Genomic DNA, 21,345 nt, shown 5'->3' on the forward strand with positions numbered 1-21,345 from the left:
TTTTGAAACAAAATCATAGTTTTCAAAATAGTAGTTTTCAAGAAATAAGGTTTTTAAACATACTCTAAGGTATTTTTCAACTAAAACACAACTCACATGTACTCACATTTTACTAAAGCAATTTGTATTCTGTTTTTTGCTTTTGGAAGTATTTTCACAATCAATTCTCAATCTTATAATCAAGAGCTATATGATGCGCTGGAGTATAGACTAATTGGACCTTTTCGAGGCGGACGTAGTGCTGCTGTAACCGGAGTTTCGGGAAAACCCAATTTATTCTATTTTGGCGCTACTGGTGGTGGAGTATGGAAAACTACCGATGGTGGTCGTACATGGTCAAATATTTCTGATGGTTTCTTTGGAGGGTCTATTGGATCGATCGCTGTATCCAAAAGTGACCCAAATGTAATTTATGTAGGTGGTGGAGAAAAAACGTTGCGTGGTAATGTATCCTCTGGATACGGGGTTTGGAAAAGTGTTGACGCAGGAAAAACATGGGTACAAGCTGGTTTACCTAATAGTAGACATATTCCTAGAATAAGTATACATCCTACTAATCCAGATATCGTATATGCCGCGGCTTTAGGAAATATATATAAACCTACAGAGGATCGAGGAGTATATAAAAGTAATGACGGTGGTAAAACATGGAATAAAGTACTATTCGCAAATCAAGATGCGGGTGCTGTAGATTTAACATTAGATCCTAATAATCCAAGGATTCTATATGCTTCTACCTGGAACGCCAGAAGAACACCATATAGTTTAAGCTCTGGAGGAAATGGTTCTGCGTTGTGGAAAAGTACGGATAGTGGAAAAACATGGAACGAGATTTCGAAAAATAAAGGATTCGCCAAAGATACCCTAGGCATCATGGGAATAACGGTTTCGCCGGTAAATAGCGAACGTGTTTGGGCCATAGTAGAAAATAAAGAAAAAGGTGGTGTGTATCGCAGTGATGATGGTGGTGATACATGGAAACAATTGAATAGTAGTAGAAGCTTACGTCAACGTGCCTGGTACTATAGCCGTATCTATGCCGACCCACAGGATATAGATGTGGTGTATGTGGTAAACGTTTCTTATCACAAGAGTAAAGATGGTGGTAAAAATTTTAGTAGTTATCGCGCGCCACATGGAGATCATCATGATCTTTGGATTGCTCCAGAAAATCCAAAACGTATGGTTATAGGTGATGATGGTGGTGCACAAATTACTTACGACGGAGGAGAAACCTGGAGTACTTATCATAACCAACCAACTTCTCAATTTTATAGAGTTACCACAGATAATAGCTTTCCGTATAGAATTTACGCAGCACAACAAGATAATTCTACAATAAGAATCAAGCATAGAAGCACAGGTCGATCTATATCAGAAAATGACTGGGAAAGAACAGCTGGCGGAGAATCAGCTCATATCGCAGTTGACCCCAAAGATAATGACGTTGTATATGGCGGAAGCTATGATGGATTTCTGACACGCATAAACCACAGAACAGAAACCGTTCGATCTGTTAGCGTATGGCCAGACAATCCTATGGGACACGGAGCAGAAGATATGAAGTATCGTTTCCAATGGAACTTCCCGATATTATTCTCAAAGCATAATCCAAACAAATTATATACGTTTTCTAATCGTGTGCATGTCACTGAAAACGAAGGACAAAGCTGGAAAGTAATCAGTCCAGATCTTACCAGAAATGATCCTGACAAGCAAAAATCATCTGGAGGGCCCATTACACAAGACAATACTTCTGTAGAATATTATTGTACAATATTTGCTGCTGCAGAAAGTCCAATCAAAGAAGGGTTGCTTTGGGTTGGAAGTGATGACGGATTGATTCATATAAGTCAAGATGGAGGTGCTACATGGAATAATGTTACACCAAAGGGAATGCCCGAATGGATGATGATCAATAGTATTGAGCCTAGTGCTTTTGCTGAAGGAACCTGTTATATTGCAGGAACCAAATATAAATCTGGTGACTTTGCCCCATATCTCTATAAAACTACAGATTATGGGAAATCATGGACCAAAATTACTAATGGAATCAAAAGCGAGCATTTTACCCGCGTACTTCGTGAAGACCCTAAACAAAAAGGATTACTGTATGCTGGTACCGAAACCGGTATGTATATCTCTTTTAATGACGGAGCAGCATGGCAATCTTTACAGCTTAATTTACCAATTGTTCCCATTACTGATTTAACGATCAAAGATAACAATCTGATTGTGGCTACTCAAGGAAGAAGCCTTTGGATTATAGATGATCTTACTGTATTACATCAATTAAATAATACGATAAAGACTCAAAATCACATTTTATACAAGCCAAAAGATTCGTATCGAATGAGTGGCGGAAGTATTAAAGACTCTAAAACAGAAGGTACCAATCATCCTGCAGGAGTGATGACCTATTTCTATCTTAAAAATTATGATAAAGAAAAAGATACCATCTCGTTGACTTATTTTAATACTAAAAATGACACCATAAAATCCTTTAGTACAAAAGCAAAAGAGAAAAAAAATCAATTAAAAATAGAGGAAAAAGGAGCTCAAATGTTTGCTTGGAATATGAGAGGGGATGGAGCAGAAAAATTAGATGGTATGATCTTATGGTGGGCTAATCTTAATGGGCCAAAAGCCGTTCCTGGCAATTATAAAGTTAGCCTTACTATAAATGGCAAAGAAGCATCAAGAAAATCTTTTACCATTTTAGCTGATCCCAGAGCAGAGTCTACTGTGCAACAAATGCAGTCTCAATTTGATTTCATCACCAGTGTAAACAAAACTGTAGACAGAGCTCATAAATCTATAAAGAAAATCAAAAAAATAAATAAGCAACTAAAAGCATTTGCAACGCAGTATAAGGATAATGAATCAACAAAAGATTTGGTAAAAAAGGCTTCAGAATTACAAAAACAATTTGGTGAGATCGAAAAAGCTTTATATCAAACAAAGAATAAAAGTAATCAAGATCCATTAAATTTTCCTATTAAGCTGACCAATAAGCTTGGTCATCTTAATTCGTTAGTTGGTATGGGAGATTTTGGACCTACAGAACAGGATATCGCTGTAAAAAATGAACTTACCAAAAAGATTGATGAGCAATTGAGCGCTTTTGACAAATTAATTTCTGAAGAAATTAAAAGTTTTAATACAGAGTTCAATACCTTGCAACTTAATTATCTTTTTGTAGAAAAATAAATGCTCGAATATTATAATTACATAAAATCCCTGCACCTCATCTTTGTGATTACATGGTTTGCAGGGTTATTTTATATACCCAGACTATTTGTATATCAGATCGAGGCTTCGCAAAAACCATCTCCTGATAAAGAAATTCTGGGAAATCAACTTAAGCTAATGGCCAAACGTCTTTGGTTTATCATCACATGGCCTTCTTCTATCTTAGCCACTTTATTTGCAATTTGGTTACTGGTTTTAATGCCTGGCTGGCTAGAACAACCATGGATGCATGTTAAGTTAGGTTTTGTGGTATTACTCATCCTTTATCATCTTAAATGTCATCATATCTACAAACAGCTTCAAAATGATATCATAAAATGGTCTTCTAATCAAATGCGAATGTGGAATGAGGGCTCTACAATTATACTTTTTTCAGTAATTTTTCTCGTCGTTGTCAGAGATGCTGTTAACTGGATTTATGGCGTCATCTCAATCATATCTCTATCTATATTACTTATGATGGGAATCAAACTTTACAAAAGAATCAGGGATAAAAACCCTGAGGCTTAGTACAAATTAAAACTGCGTTAGGGATAGAAGTGGCATCCTTTTTTTCTTGTCATACTGAGCTTGTCGAAGTATACAAGCAAAAAAAGATAAAACGAATAGCCTGGCCCGAACACCCAAGAAAATAATCAAAGTAAAATCGCAAGTATCTTGAATTTTATTCCACAAACATATCAGACCAAATCAGGAAAATCTATATTGATTCGAGAAGCTACTCCAGAAGATGCCCAAAAGTTATTAGAACTTAAACTTCAATATCTTAAAGAAACAGATACTATACCCTTATTCGATTATGAATACACTAATACCATAGAAGAAGAAGGAGCATTAATTCAACGCCTAAAAAAGAATCCTAATTGCTTACTACTTATTGCAGAGAATAATGGAAATATAATCGGAAACATTGATCTTACAGGCAGTTGGAGAAAAAAAATGGAGCATACTGCCATGATTGGTATGGGTATACATACAGCATGGCAAAATCAAGGAATTGGTACTTTATTGATCCAAAATGTATTGACATGGTCAACACAAAATACCCTATTAAAACTACTCTGGTTAGAAGTTTATGCTACGAATCTTCCTGGTATTAGATTATATAAGAAAATGGGATTCAAGGAATCTGGATTTATTGAGAATTTCTTTCTTGAAGAGGAAAAATATGTAGATAAGGTTACAATGATTGTTAATCTTTGAGGTTACTTTTTCTCAAGATGTGATAACAAAAAGACTGCCTAATTATTTTTAGACAGCCTCTTAATTTATAAGTGCATTACTTATTTTATCTACATAACCTGTTACTTCTATTGCTATACATTCTTCTTACAGCCCTACGATCGTTTACAGAAACATTGTTTGCATTAAAAACCACACTAGGATTTGATCCAGAAGTCATAATCGAACTAGTATCATTATTAGGTGTTCCAGGCACCTGTGTTCCAAAAAACCCTTGTTCTGCATGAAGAAACCCGATATTATGTCCAATTTCATGAGTTAATATATTACCCCATTCTCTAGCCGTTACTGGATCTCCATCAATACTAGGTTCATTAAGATTCAAAATAATCAAACCTCCTTCTACTCCATTGGTAGGAAACTCTCCTAGACCCCAACCACCTATTTCACCAGGTCTTGCCAAACGGACGAGAATATCAGGATTAGAGGTAACTTCTACTAATCGAAGCGTTGTATTATTCACCCTATTCCACAAGTTAATACCTCTTTGAAATCCTCTTCCTGCTGCATTATTACCCAAAGCATTCTGAATACGAATATTACCTGCTCTGTTACAATTAACAATACCAAAAAAAGCTTGTTTTTGGTAGTTATCTTCTTTTAGTGTTTCTTCGGTGAAGAAAATATCTCCATCTACAATATATCCTCCTTTAGTGGATGTAACGGATGTTTTATCCATATCAAATCCCATACTCTGTAATTTTGATAAAATTTCGGAAGATATATCCTGTTGAGTAATTGTACTGTCTTGTTGAACATCATTGTCAACATCACTAGAACATCTTGTCATACCAATAGCAATAACTATCAGCATAGCTAATTTAAAAGTTTTCATAATTTGTATATATTTAAGTTGAATGTTGAAATTATTAAAACACTGATACTAAAACAACTAAATTGTTACATATTTAACATTTTAGACTAATTTGTATTTAATTCTTGATTCTTAGTTAAGCGAAAAAATAATGATGGTCAGGTGTATAAAATTTGGTTTTATGTGTTAGGGTGTCGTTGTTAAGACTTTTCATTATCTTCGTGCAACTTTTTAGCATAATTCTATGATCAAATCCATGACAGGCTTTGGGAAGTCGGTTCTACAACTTCCTACAAAAAAAATCACTATAGAGGTTAAATCACTCAACAGCAAAAACCTAGACCTTAATGCTCGAATTCCTTCACAATACCGTGAAAAGGAACTCCAGATGAGAAATACCATAGCAAAAACTTTGGTTAGAGGTAAAGTTGATTTTGGATTATATGTAGAAGCTACTGGTGAAGAAACATCAAATAAAGTTAACGAGGCTATTGTAAAAGAGTACATCAGGCAACTATCCAATGTACATCAAGGTGATACTACAGAATTGTTAAAAATGGCTGTTCGAATGCCAGATGCCTTAAAAACTGAACGTGAACAAATTAATGAAGAGGAATTTAAAGCCATAACCGATGCTCTTAATACAGCACTTGTAGAAATAGAATCCTATAGAAATGATGAGGGAAAAGCATTAGAAAAAGATTTTAACCTTCGTATCAAAAACATAGGTGAATTACTAGAAAAGGTAATACAAATTGATCCGGAACGTATGACTGCCGTAAGAGAAAAATTACAAAAAGCTGTTTCTGATCTAAAAGAAGAGGTAGATCAAAATCGTTTTGAGCAAGAATTGATTTATTATCTTGAAAAATTCGATATTACTGAAGAAAAAGTGAGATTAGCAAATCATTTAGAATACTTTGCTACCACATTAAATTCTGCCGATTCTAATGGTAAAAAACTAGGGTTTATAACTCAGGAAATAGGTCGTGAGATCAATACTATTGGTAGTAAATCTAACTACGCACCTATGCAACAATTGGTGGTTCAGATGAAAGATGAACTCGAAAAAATTAAAGAACAATTGCTAAATGTATTGTAAATGAGCCAAGGTAAACTTATTGTACTTTCGGCACCCTCTGGAAGTGGAAAAACTACTTTAGTTAAATATTTACTTAATCAAGAGGAATTAAATCTTGGATTTTCAATTTCTGCTGCTTCCCGAGAACCTCGTGGAGCTGAAATTCATGGGAAAGATTATTATTTTTTATCCTTAAGAGAATTCAAAAACAAAATCAAAGCTGATGAATTTCTAGAATGGGAAGAAGTCTATCGGGATAACTTTTACGGAACTTTAAAAACCGAAGTGCAGCGACTTTGGGATAGTGGTAAACATGTAATTTTTGATATTGATGTCGTTGGTGGTTTAGATATCAAAAGAATCTATCCAGATCGTACTTTAGCAATTTTTGTAAAGCCTCCAAGTATTGAAGAACTCAAAATTCGTCTTAAAAAACGTAAAACAGAATCTGAAGATAAGATCAATATGAGGGTCGCTAAAGCCTCTACAGAAATGGCAACTGCTCCACAATTTGATGCTATAGTTACCAATGATGATCTTGAAAAAGCAAAAGAAGAAGTCTCTCAATTAGTGAGAAAGTTTCTTTTGAAGTAATTTACAATAAACTAAACTGATGCTCTTCAAAAAGTGAATAAAAGAAGAGCTTTTTCAATGAAGAATATAGGATTATATTTCGGGACATTTAACCCTATTCATATAGGTCATTTAGCCATTGCTAATCACATGGCTGAATTCTCTGATCTCGATGAAATCTGGATGGTAGTGACTCCTCATAATCCACATAAAAAGAAAAGTTCCTTACTGGATAATCATCATCGTTATGAGATGGTATATCGTGCTACTGAGTTATATCCAAAACTAAAACCCAGCGATATCGAATTTGGTTTACCTCAACCTAATTATACGGTATATACTCTAGCTCATTTGCAGGAAAAATACCCAGAAGATCAATTTCATCTCATTATGGGTGAAGATAATTTAAAGAGTTTTCATAAATGGAAAAATTATGATGTCATCCTAGAAAATCATAACATCTATATATATCCTCGTATTGCAGAAGGGAATGTAGAATCTCAATTTAAGGATCATCCAAAAATTCAACGTATTAAAGCTCCTATTATGGAGATTTCTTCTACATTTATACGTAACTCTATTGCAAATAATAAAAATGTAAAACCGTTACTTCCCATTTCTGTATGGGAATATATCGATGAAATGAATTTTTATAAATAAATCGTTATAAGCTATTTATAGACGAACCTCCTCCCATAGTCTCTTTTATTCTTTTCATAAGTCGATGTACTCTACCACTACCTCCCGCTATAATCCCAGCTGTAAGAACAATATCAATAGATTGAATAATCGTAATTTGAATACTTGACAATTCTGTCTCTGGGCCATTAAATACTATTCCAGCCATAAGTCGTAACCCAGAAAAAGAAAGAATTAACCCTATCGCAAATGCAATAATCGTTGTTCTTCTTTGTCTTTTTAATCCTCTTGTCATTAGAAACTCCTCTAATTCTTTTTTTTCTTTCATCATTTTTGCCACTTCTGCAGACTCAGGTTTTTCTTCGGTAGATTCTGGATCTGTCAATGCGGCAACATCAATTGGATTATTTAAACGCTCCAGAAACTTGTTAATATCAGTAATACGATCTTTACATTGTATTTTTACTTTCTGATTAGGGTCATCAACAAAGATCTCAATAAACTGTTCTACAACCAGCATAATTACCGATATATAACCAAGCATGGCCATTACATTTCCTGGAGTCAAATGAGAAAGATCAATAGCCGGCAACTGTTCCTCAAAATAGATAAAACTTCCAATAGCAAGTATGATGAGAATTATTGCTATTGGGTTCCTATATAATGCTTTCATCGTCTTAAAAGTATATAGATAAAAATACAAAATCTATAGTTGACCGTTTACATTTATGAAGAAAAACAAATAATATTACTTGAAGCAAAAAAAGCACAACTCTTAAAAGTTGTGCTTTTTATTCATTATCTGTATATACTTTTAGACCTTATACTATGCTTTTTTCCATACCCGATCTTTAAAAACATCATCAACAGCTGTATTAAAAATATGATTAAAATAGTTACTCATTGTCTTAATACCCACCGCCGTGATAACACCAAGAATATGTTTTTCGGTATAACCAGCACTTAGAAAACTATCAATATCTGTTTGTAAGGGTAATCCTCTTGTTGAAGTAACGATTTTTGTAAACAAACTTAAAGCCTTCAATTTATCATCTGGTATTTCAGCATTATCACGAATTGCATTGGTTACTTCTGCAGGCACATTGGTCATATGATCTCCTACAAAACTATGTGCTGCCATACAGTATTCACAGCCGTTTTCAAAGGCAACAGACAGCAATACAACCTCTTGTTCTTGCGGAGTAAAACCAGAATTTGCCCTAAATGAATTATACCCTGCAACATAACTATCTAATAACGCAGGGTTATTTGCCATACCTAAGTACATGTTGGGAATAAAACCTAGTTTTTTTTCTGTATTCTCCAGTATTTTACTCGAAACTCCATCTGCATTTTCGATTGTTTTTGGTTCTAAAGTCATTGTTTTTAATGTGTTCATGGTACTAAAAAATTTAAATTAATATTTCTAAGCAATTGCTTAGTTTTGATATAAAAAAAACTTACACGTTTTTGAATGTAACTTCAATAAAGTCATCCAACTGTTTTGCATTAAACATTTTTGATGCTACAGATAACCCTTGTAATGCTACCATAAGATAATTTGCCTGTTTATCTATTGTAACCTTATCCTTTTGAGAATTAAAGCTTAATTTATTTATAAAAGACTCCCTAACATTCGTAGCAAATTTTACAATTTCTGACATAATTAATGTATCTGCATTCTCCCCGAGTTCATTTACTGTATTAGTAAGCAAGCATCCTTTATTGCTATTATTATCTTTTGAAAATTCAATAAAATTATAGAAATATTGTTTTATTCCTTCTACTCCATCAGAGTTATCTAATCTATCAATGAGTTCAAATTGTGCTTTTTTCTTATAACATTTTATACTTTCTAAAAATACTCCTTGTTTATTACCAAAACTAGCATAGACAGAAAATTGGTTAATCCCCATCTCTTTCTCCAACATTCGCACAGAAGTAGTCTCATAGCCATTTCTCCAAAAAAGCTGCATCGCTTTTTCTATTACTTCTTCTTCCTTATATTCTTTTCTTCTTGCCAAAAACCTATTTTATGATTCAAAACTAATCAATTGCTTAGAAATAAAAAAATAATTCCACAACTAAAAACCAATAGTATCTTTTCTTGTATCTTAAAAGTACAAACCCCTACAGATAAAATCTATAGGGGTCATATGTTTATTATCTTAATAAACTAACTACTTCCCAGGAAAGTCTGCTTTACGTTTTTCAAGAAAAGCTGTAGTTCCTTCTTTAAAGTCTTCGGTACCAAAACAGTTACCAAACTGTTCGATTTCCATTTTAAATCCATTCACTCCATCTTCGTATGCGGCATTTACCGATTTGATCGCTGCACCAATAGCCACAGAAGAGTTTCTCATAATTTTTCCTGCCAGTTTTTCGGCTAATGGTATTAATTCTTCCTTACTGGTAACATGATTAACCAAACCATACTGTGATGCTTGATTAGCATCAATCATTCCTGCTGTCATGATCATTTCCATAGCTCTACCTTTACCAACCAATTGTGGTAATCGCTGCGTACCGCCGTATCCCGGGATCACTCCTAAAGAAACCTCTGGTAGTCCCATTTTTGCATTGTCGCTGGCTATTCTAAAATGCGCAGCCATTGCTAATTCTAATCCACCTCCTAACGCAAAACCATTGACAGCTGCAATTACGGGTGTAGAAAGATTCGCAACAAAGTCAAACAATACTTCCTGACCTTTTTCTGCCAGTTTTCCTCCTTCGGCAACAGAAAAATCAGCAAATTCACTGATATCTGCTCCGGCTACAAAAGCTTTTTCTCCACTTCCGGTAACAATAATAACTTTGGTATCAGCATCAAGATCAGCTACTCTAAAAGCAGCATGTAATTCTTGTATTGTTTCTTTATTAAGTGCATTTAATTTTGATGGACGATTTATTGTAATCCTTGTAATTCCTTTGTTTTGAGATGTGAGAATATTAGTGTACATAAAAAGTTATTTTCTTTCTCGCATTTACGAGACTATAATTGTTGTATAAATTAAATTATTTCAAAATTTACCGTTGTGAGAGGCTTTTTGATTTACTCCTTGGGAAACCTGACTTTAAAAACAGTTCCTTTTTCTTCCCGAGAGGTAAAGGTAATACTTCCATTATAGGTTTCCACAATATTTTTTACCATTCCTAAACCTAATCCCATTCCGCTTGTCTTTGTTGTAAACTTGGGTTCAAAAACCTTCTTTTTATTTTCTTCATTAATTCCGATTCCATTATCTGCAACAGTAATTACCACATCATTTCCGTCGGTAAAAACATCTACAATAATTTTTGGAGTACGATCTTCTGGAATTGCCTGTATTCCATTTTTTACCAAATTGGTAACTACTCGTATAAGTTGGGTTCTATCGAATTCTGCTATGATTTTTTCTTTTTCTGAAGGGAAAACAATATATCCTTCGTTAAATATATCTAATGCCAATCCTACAATCTTTACTACATCCAGAGTTTCACTTTTTTGAGCAGGCATCTGCGCAAAATTAGAAAATGCAGAAGCTATAGAACTCATTGTATCTATCTGTTGAATTAAGGTATCGCTATATTCCTGTATTTTCTGATCAATATTAGGATCATTAGCATCAAATTTTCGTTGAAAACTCTGAACAGTTAACCGCATCGGTGTTAATGGGTTTTTGATTTCATGCGCTACTTGTTTTGCCATTTCCCTCCATGCTGCTTCTCTTTCGCTTTTAGCCAACATGACAGCACTTTCTTCTAACTCATCAATCATGCTATTATACGCATTCACCAAAGAGTAGATTTCATCACTTGCATCTCCAATTTCGATTCTCTTATTTCGTTTATCAAGCCGGGTTTGATCAATCGTTTCAGAAATTGTTTTCAATGATCTTGTAATATATTTAGACAGAAAATAGGCTAATGCAATTGCAATCAAAAGCATTAATAAATATACTTGCCCTAAACGCTTTAAAAATTCAAACAACTCTCTCGTAATCAAATCATTATCTTCTAAATAAGGAAGATTAAGTATTGCTAATGGTTTTGCTTTACGATCAGTAATATAAGTATAGGAAGTCAAAAATTTCCCCTCATTCCTCTCAGACTCCACCAGGTATCTCTTATCAAATTGAGAAGAAAGTGTATCTATAATCAATGAGTTTAATTGCACTGTGTCTTTTATAAAAGCTGCTTCTGACTTGATCAATAACTTACCAGAAAGACTATAGATATTAATTGGCAATGAATGTTCTTCTGAAATCTGATAAATACGATTCTTTTCTCTAAAAATAAGGGTTATATTATCTTCTTCTACAGGATATGTTGTACTCTTTAAAACATTATCAATAGCAATTTGTATTCGTTCTTCTTTTCTTTCTAAACGTTCCCTGTGATATTCTTCTGCCTCTTCTTTATATTGATAAACAGTAACAGCTGCAATCAATATTGAAGCTAGAAAAATCAATAAAGTCATCGAGATAAAAATTCGTGTACGAAGAGAAAGTCTTAGTAGCCTCATATTATTTTTTGAACCATAAAGATAGCAAATATCGCACCAAAATAGTTGTAAAAAGAAATCTCAAAAAGCTTCGAATTTCCTAAATTTACCTAGCTTTTACTTTATGGACAATTCTACATTACTTTCTGTGCAAAATCTTTGCGTCTCTTTTTTGTCAGAAGACAAAGAAAATCAAGTTCTATTTGATCTATCTTTTAGTATTCAAAAAAACGAGATCTTAGGAGTTGTGGGAGAATCTGGTAGTGGTAAATCGGTAGCATCTCTTGCCATCCTTGGTTTGCTCCCAAATAAAATCTCGAATATCACCAAAGGAGACATTAATTATGATGGCAAATCTCTAACTGGTCTTAATCAAAAAGAATATAGATCAATTCGTGGTAATGAGATAGCTATGATTTTTCAGGAGCCTATGAGCTCTTTGAATCCATCTATGAAATGTGGAAAACAGGTTGCCGAAATCCTACATCAACATACTGACTTATCCAAAACCGAGATAAAAGCCGAGGTCCTTTCTTTGTTTCATAAGGTAAAACTTCCTGACCCTGTTCGTGCTTATACTTCATACCCTCATCAATTAAGTGGGGGTCAAAAGCAACGAATTATGATTGCTATGGCGATTGCGTGTAAACCAAAACTACTAATTGCTGATGAGCCAACCACAGCACTTGATGTTACTGTACAAAAAGAAATTATTGAGTTGCTTAAAAGCTTACAGGCAGAATACAAAATGAGTGTTCTATTTATTTCACATGATCTATCTCTGGTTTCAGAAATAGCAGATCACGTTCTTGTTATGTATCAAGGGAAAATGGTAGAATACAATACGACACACAATATATTTCATAATCCCGAAAAAGAATATACCAAAGCGCTAATTAATGCAAGACCTCCTATGGATATCAGGTTTAGAAAACTACCAACTATAGCCGATTTTCTTGATGATGGTGATAAAGACCGGGAAGTGATTACTAAAGAAAAGCGAGCTCAAAATCATCAAAACTTATATAGCAATCCACCTTTATTAGAAGTTCTTAATGTTGAAAAAAGTTACTTTTCTAAAGTAGGGTTATTTGGCAAAGCAGAGTTTAAAGCCGTGGATGATGTAAGTTTTAAACTATATGAAGGCGAAACCCTGGGGCTTGTAGGAGAATCAGGCTGTGGAAAATCAACTTTGGGAAATACCATTTTACAATTAGACAGAGCAAATAAAGGTCAAATTATTTATAAAGGTGACGATATTACACGATTATCAGGCTCTGCAATAAGGTCTCTTCGAAAAGAAATCCAACTTATATTTCAGGATCCTTTTGCATCTCTTAATCCAAGAATTACCGTAGGAAAAGCTATCATGGAGCCTATGCAAGCTCATAAGTTATATCAGAATGATGCAGAAAGAAAAGAAAAAGTATTAGAATTGCTAAACCGAGTAAGCCTTAGCGAGGAACATTTTAACCGTTACCCACATGAATTTAGCGGAGGACAAAGACAACGCATCGGTATTGCCCGAACCATAGCTTTACAGCCCAAGCTCATTATATGTGATGAATCTGTAAGTGCACTGGATATATCTGTACAAGCCCAGGTACTTAACCTATTAAATGAATTAAAAGATAATTTTGGGTTTACGTATATTTTTATTTCTCATGATCTTGCTGTGGTAAAATACATGTCTGACCAATTATTGGTAATGAATAGTGGTAAAATAGAAGAGCAAGGAGATGCAGATACAATATATGAAAACCCACAAAAAGAATATACTAAAAAGTTAATACAGGCAATTCCTAAAAGCAGGTAGATACAATTTCATATAACATCATAACCAAAGTAAAAATAGAGACTCCTTCTGCTCTATAAAATTTCTTCTAAATTAAGACTCAACGATACACGTAACTTTTCTCGTATTGGGTTCTCTTCTTCTGATAGCCCTAATAAACTAGCAACGTCTAAATCAACATATTTTCCTTTGAAACCAGCGCCAATTGAGACAAAAGAATCTGTTAGTCGATTTATACCATGAGAATAACCACTTCTTGCTATTAATTTTTCTTTATATGCAAACTCTAAACCCAATGCTATTACTGAGCCTTCTAAACCAAAACCAAGGTTTTCTCCATTAGTATTCTCAACATATGAATCAAGTAATGTTTTATACTCTGTAGTAATCCCAAGTATTTTTTCCTGGTTAAAAATAAAGTCAAAACCTGTTCCTATACTTAGAGTAGAAGGAGCATAAATTTCAATAGGTTTATTGTCATTTAAAGACCTCCCTCTTAAATTGGAAAAATGAAACCCTGCTCTCCATCTACCATTAAATTTCTTGTATGCTATTTCATTTCCATAATAGAATCCTGAAACATCGATACCATATAGACTTGATACATCACTAAACTCATCTAAAAGAAGAACTTTATCCTCTAATAAAATGAAACGCCCCCCAACCGACATTGCAAACGTATCACTCAATCTTAGCGAATAAGAACCATCTATAGATAATTCTAGAGCGGCTTGAATAGTTCTAGTTCTGAATGCCACAAATTTACTGATTTCATAAGCATAACCTCGAAAACCTAAGCCATAGGCACTGCGGGTATCGAGTTTATTATAAAAACTTAGATTTAATTGATTAAGCTCATTAAACTCTTGGTTATTTCCAAGAACTTGAGTAATTCCTATTTCACATGCTTTATCAGAAAACACATGTTTTGCAGGATTCCAAAATTGAGAAAAAGCATCGGTAGATGTTCCTACCCCAACATCACCTTGACCAGCCGCCCTACCATCTGTTACAATACCAATAAAACCATCTCTTACTGTGGTCACATTATTCTGTTGAGCAGACAGACAGCCGAAACATATTAAAGTGAATATGAAAACATTTCTCATAATTTTAGTTACGTTACGTCGTATAGCAGTTTACCGCTCTAGGTAAACAACGCCATAGATACCGTCTAATTGTTTAGCAATTCAAAAGCACGTTCTATTCCGCTATCTTTTTCTTCTTGAAAATCTATAGTTGACAAAAATGGCACTCGATTTTCTTGATTTTCAGGTCCAATTCCAATAGCTTCAAATACTTCTCCTTGTGCATCACTATATATTTCGTTTGATAATCCTATTTCTGCTCCATTAGGCAATACATGCGTAAGAATAGTAGAAAAAGCGCCATTTGTATTCTCTCCTACTAGGGTTACATACGGTAAATCTTTCATGCATAATGTAAAAAGTTCTGCTGCACTTATGGTAAAAGGGCTTGTAAGCAATACAATATCTCCAGTGAATTGAAAATCCCCGCGTGGCCCAACAGAAAAGGGTTTATTTTCTGTAAAACCATCACCTAATCTAGCTTTTTTATAATATGAAACTCGCTCCTGATCCATAAAACGGGATACCATATTTAAAGCTACAGTATCATATCCTCCATCGTTAAAACGCATATCGAGAATTAGTTTAGAAACCCCAGATTCCTTAAGGTCATTCATTATCGTATCTAAAACAGTATTTAATGTAGATAATTCATTATTAAAATTTGTTCCATATCCTTCCATGGCCGAAACAAGAATATACCCAACATCATCATTAATCAACCCCCATATAATCTTCTCTCTCTCATCTATTTCAAAATCTCCTCCTAAATATTTTGATACTATTGTTATCGCTTTTTGATTGAAAAGAGCATCATAATCGTCCCCATTCTCTATGATAAGATCTCCACTTAGGTTAGCATTTAATCTTTCATATAATTTAGGATTTCCTGATTCAATTTGAATAGCATTATTTTCATCTGTAATACTTACATGGCCATCTTCCAATAAAAAGACTAACTCTTCTAAAGTATCATAAAAATTTTCTGCTGTTATTTGATCTCGTAAACCTTCATATTGAGACCAATCAATATTTCTTGTTTCAAAAAAAGCATAATAATCATTAAAGATGTTCCAGAAATGATCAAAATTTACTTGAGGGTCTTCTGTGTCAGAAATTTGATCAGGTAGGCAGTTTGGATTCTGATTTGGTAATCGAACAAATTTTATTTCAGAATCTGATAATTCTGAAGAGGCAACAAGTTCATTTTCGCTGATAAGATCAAAGTCAAATCCAAAGAAATCCTGAAGAACAAAATCATCGTTTTGAATTGAGCAACCAGCAGCATTTGTGTTGTAAAACACATCATTTCCATCGGTAAATTCAAAAACCCAACCTTTATCTGCTATTGACCAAAATCCATTGGTTGAATCTTGTGGCGTAGCAGGCATGTCATCATCAGATTGACAAGCGGTAAAAATTAATAAAATGAGTATTAGCAAACACGCATTAACATACTTTATTGTTTCTGTTTTTATGTTGATATATGAATTCATCATAGTTTTATTTTTGAAATTATTATAGTTGAAAATTGTAACGTTTGATCGTCTATTCAAAAAACACTTGATCCAAAGAAAACGGTATTCTGTGCTATTTAAAGATTATGAAAATTGTTAAAAACGATATCCAATATTGCCATCTATTCTTTTATTTTTATCAGCCGTTTTTTTAGATTGTAATACCAACGAGGTTCTAATGCTATTACAGGTTTAATATTTGATGTATTAAGACCTCCAAAACATATTTCACTTCGTAATGCAATTTGATTTGATAATTTTAATTCATTGTGCGCCCATATACCTAATAATCCTGTTTGAATACCAAAACTGATTTTTCTACCGATATGTCTTTTTCATTTTGAGAAAACCCTAAATAAGAACTCATTGCTAAAAAGGAAGCAAAAACTATTTTAGTCATTATTATGTTTTTTTGATTAACCGAAGTAAAAGTATCTGAATCAAAAAAATAAAAATGCAATTTTAGAATTGTAGAAGTCCTAATACGGGATAATTATATAAATTAGGACTGTTTTTAAAGCTTCCTGTAAGCACCAGGCGATACTCCTTCACTGGTTTTGAAAGTACTATAAAAAACACTTTTAGATTTAAAACCGGCCTCCATACCAATCGCCTCAACAGAATATTTATTAAATACTGGATTTTGCAATAGGTTTTTAGCCGCTTCAATTCGATATTCATTCACAAATTGAATCACACTTTTGTTAAGCTCTTGATTTATAATTTGTGATAAATATCTTTCGCTAGTTTCTAATCGATTTGACAGGTCTGATCTACTCAAAAGAGGGTTTTTATACAGTTCCTCTTCATCCATCAGCTCATATAATTGACTAATAATTTTGGAAACTTTAATTTCGTTTATTTTCTTTTTTGTCTTAGTACTATTTGTCGTTTTTGAAACTAAATATTGGTGTATTTCGTCTTTTTGTACTACTAATTGTAGTCTGAACACTCCGTAATACAACACCCACCACGATAAAAAAGAAAGCAGTACCCATAGAAAACTTGTAGCATATTCTGAATCGAATACATAGAATTCTATAGTAGACAACAGCCACATAATAATAATGTATATCATAAAAAGGTTTAATCTTAACAACCAACGCTTTTTATCTTCTGAAATAATCTTAGAACCTTTTATTAATTTCCTCCCCCAAAAGATCAAAAAAACATTATAGAAAAATGATCCATTATCCATAATATGCAATTGCAGATCAACAAAATCTGAATTATAGAAGTTAAAAATAGTATCTAAATAAAGAATAGTTTCTATAATCAAAGCGCCAATAAAAGGAAGATAAAGCCATTTATACCAGCTTTGTTTAAGGTACTTATGTTCAATTTGAATTAGAAAATAGGTAAATAGAGTAACTCCTACCAGGTACTCCAATACAGGATTGTTTAAAAATTCTAAAACCGTATCTTCTATGTTAAACCACCCTAACAAAGTCAAACTTGTTAGCAAGAACAATGACAGAGAGAGATAGTTATTTGCACGATTTTTATAAAAAGGAGTGGTGACCAATGAGATACTGATAAAATATCCTATAATTCCACTGGCAAGAATTGCAAAACCTAATAGTATAGTATTCAATATTTGAAAAAATTAATTTAGCTTGATGTATTGTTAATGTTAGTTGGTCTAAAAAACTCGTTTTATTTATAGGATAAATATAAGTTGATTTGCTAGTTTTTTTATACATCAATTACCTTATTAGGTATTTGAACTATACTGAATTAAGGTTATTTTGATACTTTTAGAAACTATTCTCTATCTGAACTTCATAAATTTTTAAGCGTCGTAATCATCTAATCGGTCGAAATAAAAAAACATTGCAAATAAAAAAACCTGTTAAGCTACGTAAGTCTAACAGGTTTAATTCATCGCGACTTGGGGAGGTTGCGACTGATTAACAACAAAAAATCACATCAACAAAAATACTTTCTTCGCAACATACATACAATTAGAAATCAATTCCATTGTGGGTCTAACTGATCTCTGTATACGATTAATACGCTTTTTCATAATAGGGGAAACTTGTGTGGGTTAATAATTTATTTTAATCTCAAAAAACAATGTTAATAGGGGGCATTCTTTTTTAAGGGGACACTAATATGCAAATTATTTTCAATAATAGCGTTTAAATACGTAATAAATCGACAAAATACCCAAAATTTTAACATTTAAGGTTGTGAAGCTTGTTTTTACAGGTTAAAGTAAAGGTTTAAGACAATAGAAAAACCATTGAAAGTGTAGTATTTTTCTTTCAAAGAAGGGAAATTTGGTACTGTTTTATACCAAACGTTTCTTTTATTAATTTATTATCCGTAAACCTTTAATTATTATTCGTTAGGATATCAAAAGAATTAGATTAAATCAATCCAATATCATTTCAGGAATATCTCCTTTAATTATGAGATTTCCTTCGGTTGCATTTTTAATATCTTCAACAGAAACTCCAGGGGCTCTTTCTAAAAGTGTAAAACCGTCATTGGTCACTTCAAGAAAACCCAAATTAGTAACTATTTTTTTAACACAACCAACTCCTGTAAGAGGAAGCGAGCATCTTTTAAGTAATTTAGATTCTCCTGCCCTATTGGTATGCATCATGGCTACAATAATGTTCTCTGCACTTGCGACTAGATCCATTGCTCCTCCCATTCCTTTTACCATTTTACCAGGGATTTTCCAATTTGCAATATCTCCGTTTTCAGCAACTTCCATTGCTCCCAGGATGGTCAGATCTACATGCTGACCTCTAATCATACTAAAACTCATAGCCGAATCAAAAAATGATGCGCCAGGCATAGTAGTAATGGTTTGTTTTCCAGCATTAATGACATCTGCATCTTCCTCTCCCTCAAATGGAAAAGGTCCCATTCCTAAAACTCCGTTCTCACTCTGAAACTCGACTTCAATACCTTGTGGTATATAATTTGCCACCAGCGTTGGTATACCGATTCCTAAATTAACAAAATATTTGTCTTTAAGCTCTTTAGCGATACGTTTTGCTATTCCGTTTTTATCAAGCATATCTATTTTCTTCTAATCTTATATGAATTAAAATCACTTGTTGATTTACCTTCCTGAATCCACATTAATATAGGTAATGATATTACCAAAGATCCTATCAGTCCAAACATAAAAAATAAAACAACCGAAATCACTATACTTATAATGAATACAATCAAAATCTTTTTATTATCTACCACTGCATCAATTCTATTAATATGTTTTTTATCTTTTCTATTACAATACTTACACTCAACCTCAACCTCATCCCCAACTTGCATTTGTAATTGTCCTCTTGTAGAAACGACTGGAACGAATTTGTTCTGAATTTTACATTGTGAACACGTAAATTCTAGCTTCATATAAAAGTTTTGATTAATTCAAATTAGGCTGTGGTGTCATCCTAAGATATGGTTTGATTTCTTTATGTCCTTTAGGAAATAGATTAGGGATTTCTTCATTAGTTACAGAAGGAACAATAACACAATCCTCTCCGTGATTCCAATTTGCTGGAGTTGCCACTTTATGATATGCTGTTAATTGAAGTGAATCTATAACGCGTAATAATTCATCAAAATTTCTACCTGTAGATGCCGGATAAGTAATAGTAAGTTTAATTTTCTTATCTGGTCCTATTACAAAAACAGATCGCACCGTTAATTGGCTATCTGCATTAGGATGGATCATATCATACAGCTCTGATACTTTTCTATCCTCATCAGCAATAATTGGAAAATTAACTGTAGTATATTGTGTCTCATTAATATCTTTTATCCATCCATGATGAGATTCTACACCATCAACACTTAACGCAGCCACTTTTACATTACGCTTATTAAATTCTTCTGTATATTTTGCTACCGTTCCTAATTCTGTTGTACAAACAGGGGTGTAATCTGCTGGATGCGAAAAAAGAATTCCCCAGTTATCCCCTAACCAGTTATGAAAATTAATTTCACCTTCTGTAGTTTGTGCATCAAAGTTTGGTGCCTCATCTCCTAATCGTAATACCGCCATGATTTATGTGTTTAAAAATTTAAAATATCAAAAATTATTCTCTTGTACGCACTGTACGTTGTTCTATTCTTTTTTCGTAGTCTTTTCCTTGAAAGATTCGTTGTACAAATATCCCAGGGATATGTATTTCATCAGGATTAAGACTTCCTGCAGGAACTAATTCTTCTACTTCGGCTACGGTTATCTTTGCCGCTCCACACATACAAGGGTTAAAATTTCTAGCGGTTCCTTTAAAAATAAGGTTTCCCGCTTCATCTCCCTTCCATGCTTTTACAAATGCAAAATCAGCTTTAAATGCATGTTCTAACACATACATTTTACCATTAAACTCTCTTGTTTCTTTTCCTTCTGCTACTTCGGTACCGTAACCTGCTGGAGTATAAAATGCAGGAAACCCGCCTTGTGCAGCACGACATCGTTCTGCCAGTGTTCCTTGTGGGATAAGTTCTACATCCAATTCTCCACTTAGCATTTGTCGTTCAAATTCATCGTTTTCTCCAACATAGGAAGAAATCATTTTGTTGATTTGCTTTTTCTGAAGTAAAAGCCCTAATCCAAAATCATCTACTCCTGCATTATTTGATATACAAGTAAGTCCTTTAATATTGAGTTTTACAAGTTCTGCAATAGCATTTTCTGGAATACCACATAACCCAAACCCTCCCAACATAAAGGTCATATCATCTTTGACTCCTGTCAAAGCTTCGGTAACATTGGGTACCGTTTTACGAATCATAATGTTCTAATTTTAGCAGACTAAAAGTACTAAAAAAATAGGATTAGATCGTTTGAAATAAGATAGTTTTATGAATAATTTAATCGATGAACAAA

At 33.4% G+C, this 21,345-nt stretch carries 20 protein-coding genes; 7 read left to right on the forward strand and 13 right to left on the reverse strand.

All coding sequences use genetic code 11. The features are described 5' to 3' along the window. Positions 1-96: 96 nt before the first annotated feature. The 3 genes from DK442_RS11560 (at position 97) to DK442_RS11570 (ending at position 4,455) form a co-directional block, all read left to right on the forward strand. Positions 97-3,210 (forward strand): glycosyl hydrolase, encoded by a 3,114-nt coding sequence (locus DK442_RS11560; protein ID WP_109436040.1) that lies wholly within the window; start codon positions 97-99, stop codon positions 3,208-3,210. Then, positions 3,211-3,762, forward strand: coding sequence for a CopD family protein (locus tag DK442_RS11565; protein ID WP_109436041.1), 552 nt, complete (start codon positions 3,211-3,213; stop codon positions 3,760-3,762). A gap of 147 nt (positions 3,763-3,909) precedes the next feature. Then, positions 3,910-4,455, forward strand: coding sequence for a GNAT family N-acetyltransferase (locus tag DK442_RS11570; protein ID WP_160114138.1), 546 nt, complete (start codon positions 3,910-3,912; stop codon positions 4,453-4,455). An 85-nt stretch (positions 4,456-4,540) separates the two neighbouring features. Here DK442_RS11570 and DK442_RS11575 read toward each other — a convergent pair whose 3' ends face one another. After that, positions 4,541-5,329 carry a hypothetical protein gene (locus DK442_RS11575; protein ID WP_109436043.1) on the reverse strand — a complete coding sequence of 263 codons (789 nt, stop codon included), beginning with the start codon at positions 5,327-5,329 and terminating at the stop codon, positions 4,541-4,543. Positions 5,330-5,552: 223 nt separating this feature from the next. On the opposite strand from DK442_RS11575, the gene DK442_RS11580 reads away from it, so the two are divergent. From DK442_RS11580 to nadD, 3 genes are read left to right on the forward strand one after another with little or no spacing between them, the layout of a single operon-like run. After that, positions 5,553-6,410 carry a YicC/YloC family endoribonuclease gene (locus DK442_RS11580; protein WP_109436044.1) on the forward strand — a complete coding sequence of 286 codons (858 nt, stop codon included), beginning with the start codon at positions 5,553-5,555 and terminating at the stop codon, positions 6,408-6,410. After that, positions 6,411-6,983, forward strand: a complete 573-nt coding sequence (gmk, locus tag DK442_RS11585) for a guanylate kinase (protein WP_109436045.1) — start codon at positions 6,411-6,413, stop codon at positions 6,981-6,983. It begins immediately after the preceding gene. A gap of 57 nt (positions 6,984-7,040) precedes the next feature. After that, on the forward strand, positions 7,041-7,622 hold the full coding sequence (nadD, locus tag DK442_RS11590; RefSeq protein ID WP_109436046.1) for a nicotinate (nicotinamide) nucleotide adenylyltransferase: 582 nt from the start codon (positions 7,041-7,043) through the stop codon (positions 7,620-7,622). Between the two features lie 4 nt (positions 7,623-7,626). Here nadD and DK442_RS11595 read toward each other — a convergent pair whose 3' ends face one another. From DK442_RS11595 to DK442_RS11615, 5 genes are all read right to left on the reverse strand, one after another. Then, positions 7,627-8,274, reverse strand: coding sequence for a hypothetical protein (locus tag DK442_RS11595; RefSeq protein ID WP_109436047.1), 648 nt, complete (start codon positions 8,272-8,274; stop codon positions 7,627-7,629). A 153-nt stretch (positions 8,275-8,427) separates the two neighbouring features. Then, positions 8,428-9,000, reverse strand: a complete 573-nt coding sequence (locus DK442_RS11600; RefSeq protein ID WP_235010947.1) for a carboxymuconolactone decarboxylase family protein — start codon at positions 8,998-9,000, stop codon at positions 8,428-8,430. Between the two features lie 61 nt (positions 9,001-9,061). Next, positions 9,062-9,625: a TetR/AcrR family transcriptional regulator gene (locus tag DK442_RS11605; protein ID WP_109436049.1), complete on the reverse strand. Its 564-nt coding sequence runs from the start codon at positions 9,623-9,625 to the stop codon at positions 9,062-9,064. 156 nt (positions 9,626-9,781) lie between these two features. Then, positions 9,782-10,561, reverse strand: coding sequence for an enoyl-CoA hydratase/isomerase family protein (locus tag DK442_RS11610; RefSeq protein ID WP_109436050.1), 780 nt, complete (start codon positions 10,559-10,561; stop codon positions 9,782-9,784). 92 nt (positions 10,562-10,653) lie between these two features. Beyond that, the gene (locus DK442_RS11615; RefSeq protein WP_109436051.1) at positions 10,654-12,105 is read right to left on the reverse strand and encodes a PAS domain-containing sensor histidine kinase; all 1,452 of its coding nucleotides are present in this window, start codon (positions 12,103-12,105) and stop codon (positions 10,654-10,656) included. Positions 12,106-12,208: 103 nt separating this feature from the next. Here DK442_RS11615 and DK442_RS11620 point away from each other — a divergent pair, with 103 nt between their 5' ends. Beyond that, positions 12,209-13,900: an ABC transporter ATP-binding protein gene (locus DK442_RS11620; protein ID WP_109436052.1), complete on the forward strand. Its 1,692-nt coding sequence runs from the start codon at positions 12,209-12,211 to the stop codon at positions 13,898-13,900. A 53-nt stretch (positions 13,901-13,953) separates the two neighbouring features. On the opposite strand, the gene DK442_RS11625 is transcribed toward DK442_RS11620, so the two are convergent. From DK442_RS11625 to DK442_RS11655, 7 genes are all read right to left on the reverse strand, one after another. Further along, positions 13,954-14,988: a PorV/PorQ family protein gene (locus DK442_RS11625; RefSeq protein ID WP_235010948.1), complete on the reverse strand. Its 1,035-nt coding sequence runs from the start codon at positions 14,986-14,988 to the stop codon at positions 13,954-13,956. 65 nt (positions 14,989-15,053) lie between these two features. After that, entirely contained in the window at positions 15,054-16,466 is a 1,413-nt protein-coding gene (locus DK442_RS11630; protein WP_109436054.1) for a S41 family peptidase, read from the reverse strand. Between the two features lie 532 nt (positions 16,467-16,998). Next, positions 16,999-18,078 (reverse strand): AraC family transcriptional regulator, encoded by a 1,080-nt coding sequence (locus DK442_RS11635; RefSeq protein WP_109436055.1) that lies wholly within the window; start codon positions 18,076-18,078, stop codon positions 16,999-17,001. Between the two features lie 783 nt (positions 18,079-18,861). After that, positions 18,862-19,518 carry a CoA transferase subunit B gene (locus tag DK442_RS11640; RefSeq protein ID WP_109436056.1) on the reverse strand — a complete coding sequence of 219 codons (657 nt, stop codon included), beginning with the start codon at positions 19,516-19,518 and terminating at the stop codon, positions 18,862-18,864. Between the two features lie 2 nt (positions 19,519-19,520). Continuing rightward, positions 19,521-19,859, reverse strand: a complete 339-nt coding sequence (locus tag DK442_RS11645) for a hypothetical protein (RefSeq protein WP_109436057.1) — start codon at positions 19,857-19,859, stop codon at positions 19,521-19,523. Positions 19,860-19,872: 13 nt separating this feature from the next. After that, complete coding sequence (locus tag DK442_RS11650; RefSeq protein WP_109436058.1) at positions 19,873-20,514, reverse strand: peroxiredoxin; 642 nt, start codon at positions 20,512-20,514, stop codon at positions 19,873-19,875. A 34-nt stretch (positions 20,515-20,548) separates the two neighbouring features. Then, the gene (locus DK442_RS11655; protein WP_109436059.1) at positions 20,549-21,250 is read right to left on the reverse strand and encodes a CoA transferase subunit A; all 702 of its coding nucleotides are present in this window, start codon (positions 21,248-21,250) and stop codon (positions 20,549-20,551) included. Between the last annotated feature and the right edge of the window lie 95 nt (positions 21,251-21,345).

This window comes from Aquimarina sp. AU119 (assembly GCF_900312735.1).
GTDB lineage: Bacteria > Bacteroidota > Bacteroidia > Flavobacteriales > Flavobacteriaceae > Aquimarina > Aquimarina algiphila.

Excerpts from the sequence above, each read along its gene's own strand:
- DK442_RS11615 (WP_109436051.1), bottom strand. The coding sequence starts at position 12,105 with ATGAGGCTACTAAGACTTTCTCTTCGTACACGAATTTTTATCTCGATG.
- DK442_RS11625 (WP_235010948.1), bottom strand. The coding sequence starts at position 14,988 with ATGAGAAATGTTTTCATATTCACTTTAATATGTTTCGGCTGTCTGTCT.
- DK442_RS11595 (WP_109436047.1), bottom strand. The coding sequence starts at position 8,274 with ATGAAAGCATTATATAGGAACCCAATAGCAATAATTCTCATCATACTT.
- DK442_RS11610 (WP_109436050.1), bottom strand. The coding sequence starts at position 10,561 with ATGTACACTAATATTCTCACATCTCAAAACAAAGGAATTACAAGGATT.
- DK442_RS11565 (WP_109436041.1), top strand. The coding sequence starts at position 3,211 with ATGCTCGAATATTATAATTACATAAAATCCCTGCACCTCATCTTTGTG.
- DK442_RS11560 (WP_109436040.1), top strand. The coding sequence starts at position 97 with ATGTACTCACATTTTACTAAAGCAATTTGTATTCTGTTTTTTGCTTTT.
- DK442_RS11575 (WP_109436043.1), bottom strand. The coding sequence starts at position 5,329 with ATGAAAACTTTTAAATTAGCTATGCTGATAGTTATTGCTATTGGTATG.
- DK442_RS11645 (WP_109436057.1), bottom strand. The coding sequence starts at position 19,859 with ATGAAGCTAGAATTTACGTGTTCACAATGTAAAATTCAGAACAAATTC.
- DK442_RS11580 (WP_109436044.1), top strand. The coding sequence starts at position 5,553 with ATGATCAAATCCATGACAGGCTTTGGGAAGTCGGTTCTACAACTTCCT.
- DK442_RS11620 (WP_109436052.1), top strand. The coding sequence starts at position 12,209 with ATGGACAATTCTACATTACTTTCTGTGCAAAATCTTTGCGTCTCTTTT.
- DK442_RS11655 (WP_109436059.1), bottom strand. The coding sequence starts at position 21,250 with ATGATTCGTAAAACGGTACCCAATGTTACCGAAGCTTTGACAGGAGTC.
- DK442_RS11650 (WP_109436058.1), bottom strand. The coding sequence starts at position 20,514 with ATGGCGGTATTACGATTAGGAGATGAGGCACCAAACTTTGATGCACAA.
- DK442_RS11600 (WP_235010947.1), bottom strand. The coding sequence starts at position 9,000 with ATGAACACATTAAAAACAATGACTTTAGAACCAAAAACAATCGAAAAT.
- DK442_RS11640 (WP_109436056.1), bottom strand. The coding sequence starts at position 19,518 with ATGCTTGATAAAAACGGAATAGCAAAACGTATCGCTAAAGAGCTTAAA.
- DK442_RS11630 (WP_109436054.1), bottom strand. The coding sequence starts at position 16,466 with ATGATGAATTCATATATCAACATAAAAACAGAAACAATAAAGTATGTT.
- nadD (WP_109436046.1), top strand. The coding sequence starts at position 7,041 with ATGAAGAATATAGGATTATATTTCGGGACATTTAACCCTATTCATATA.
- gmk (WP_109436045.1), top strand. The coding sequence starts at position 6,411 with ATGAGCCAAGGTAAACTTATTGTACTTTCGGCACCCTCTGGAAGTGGA.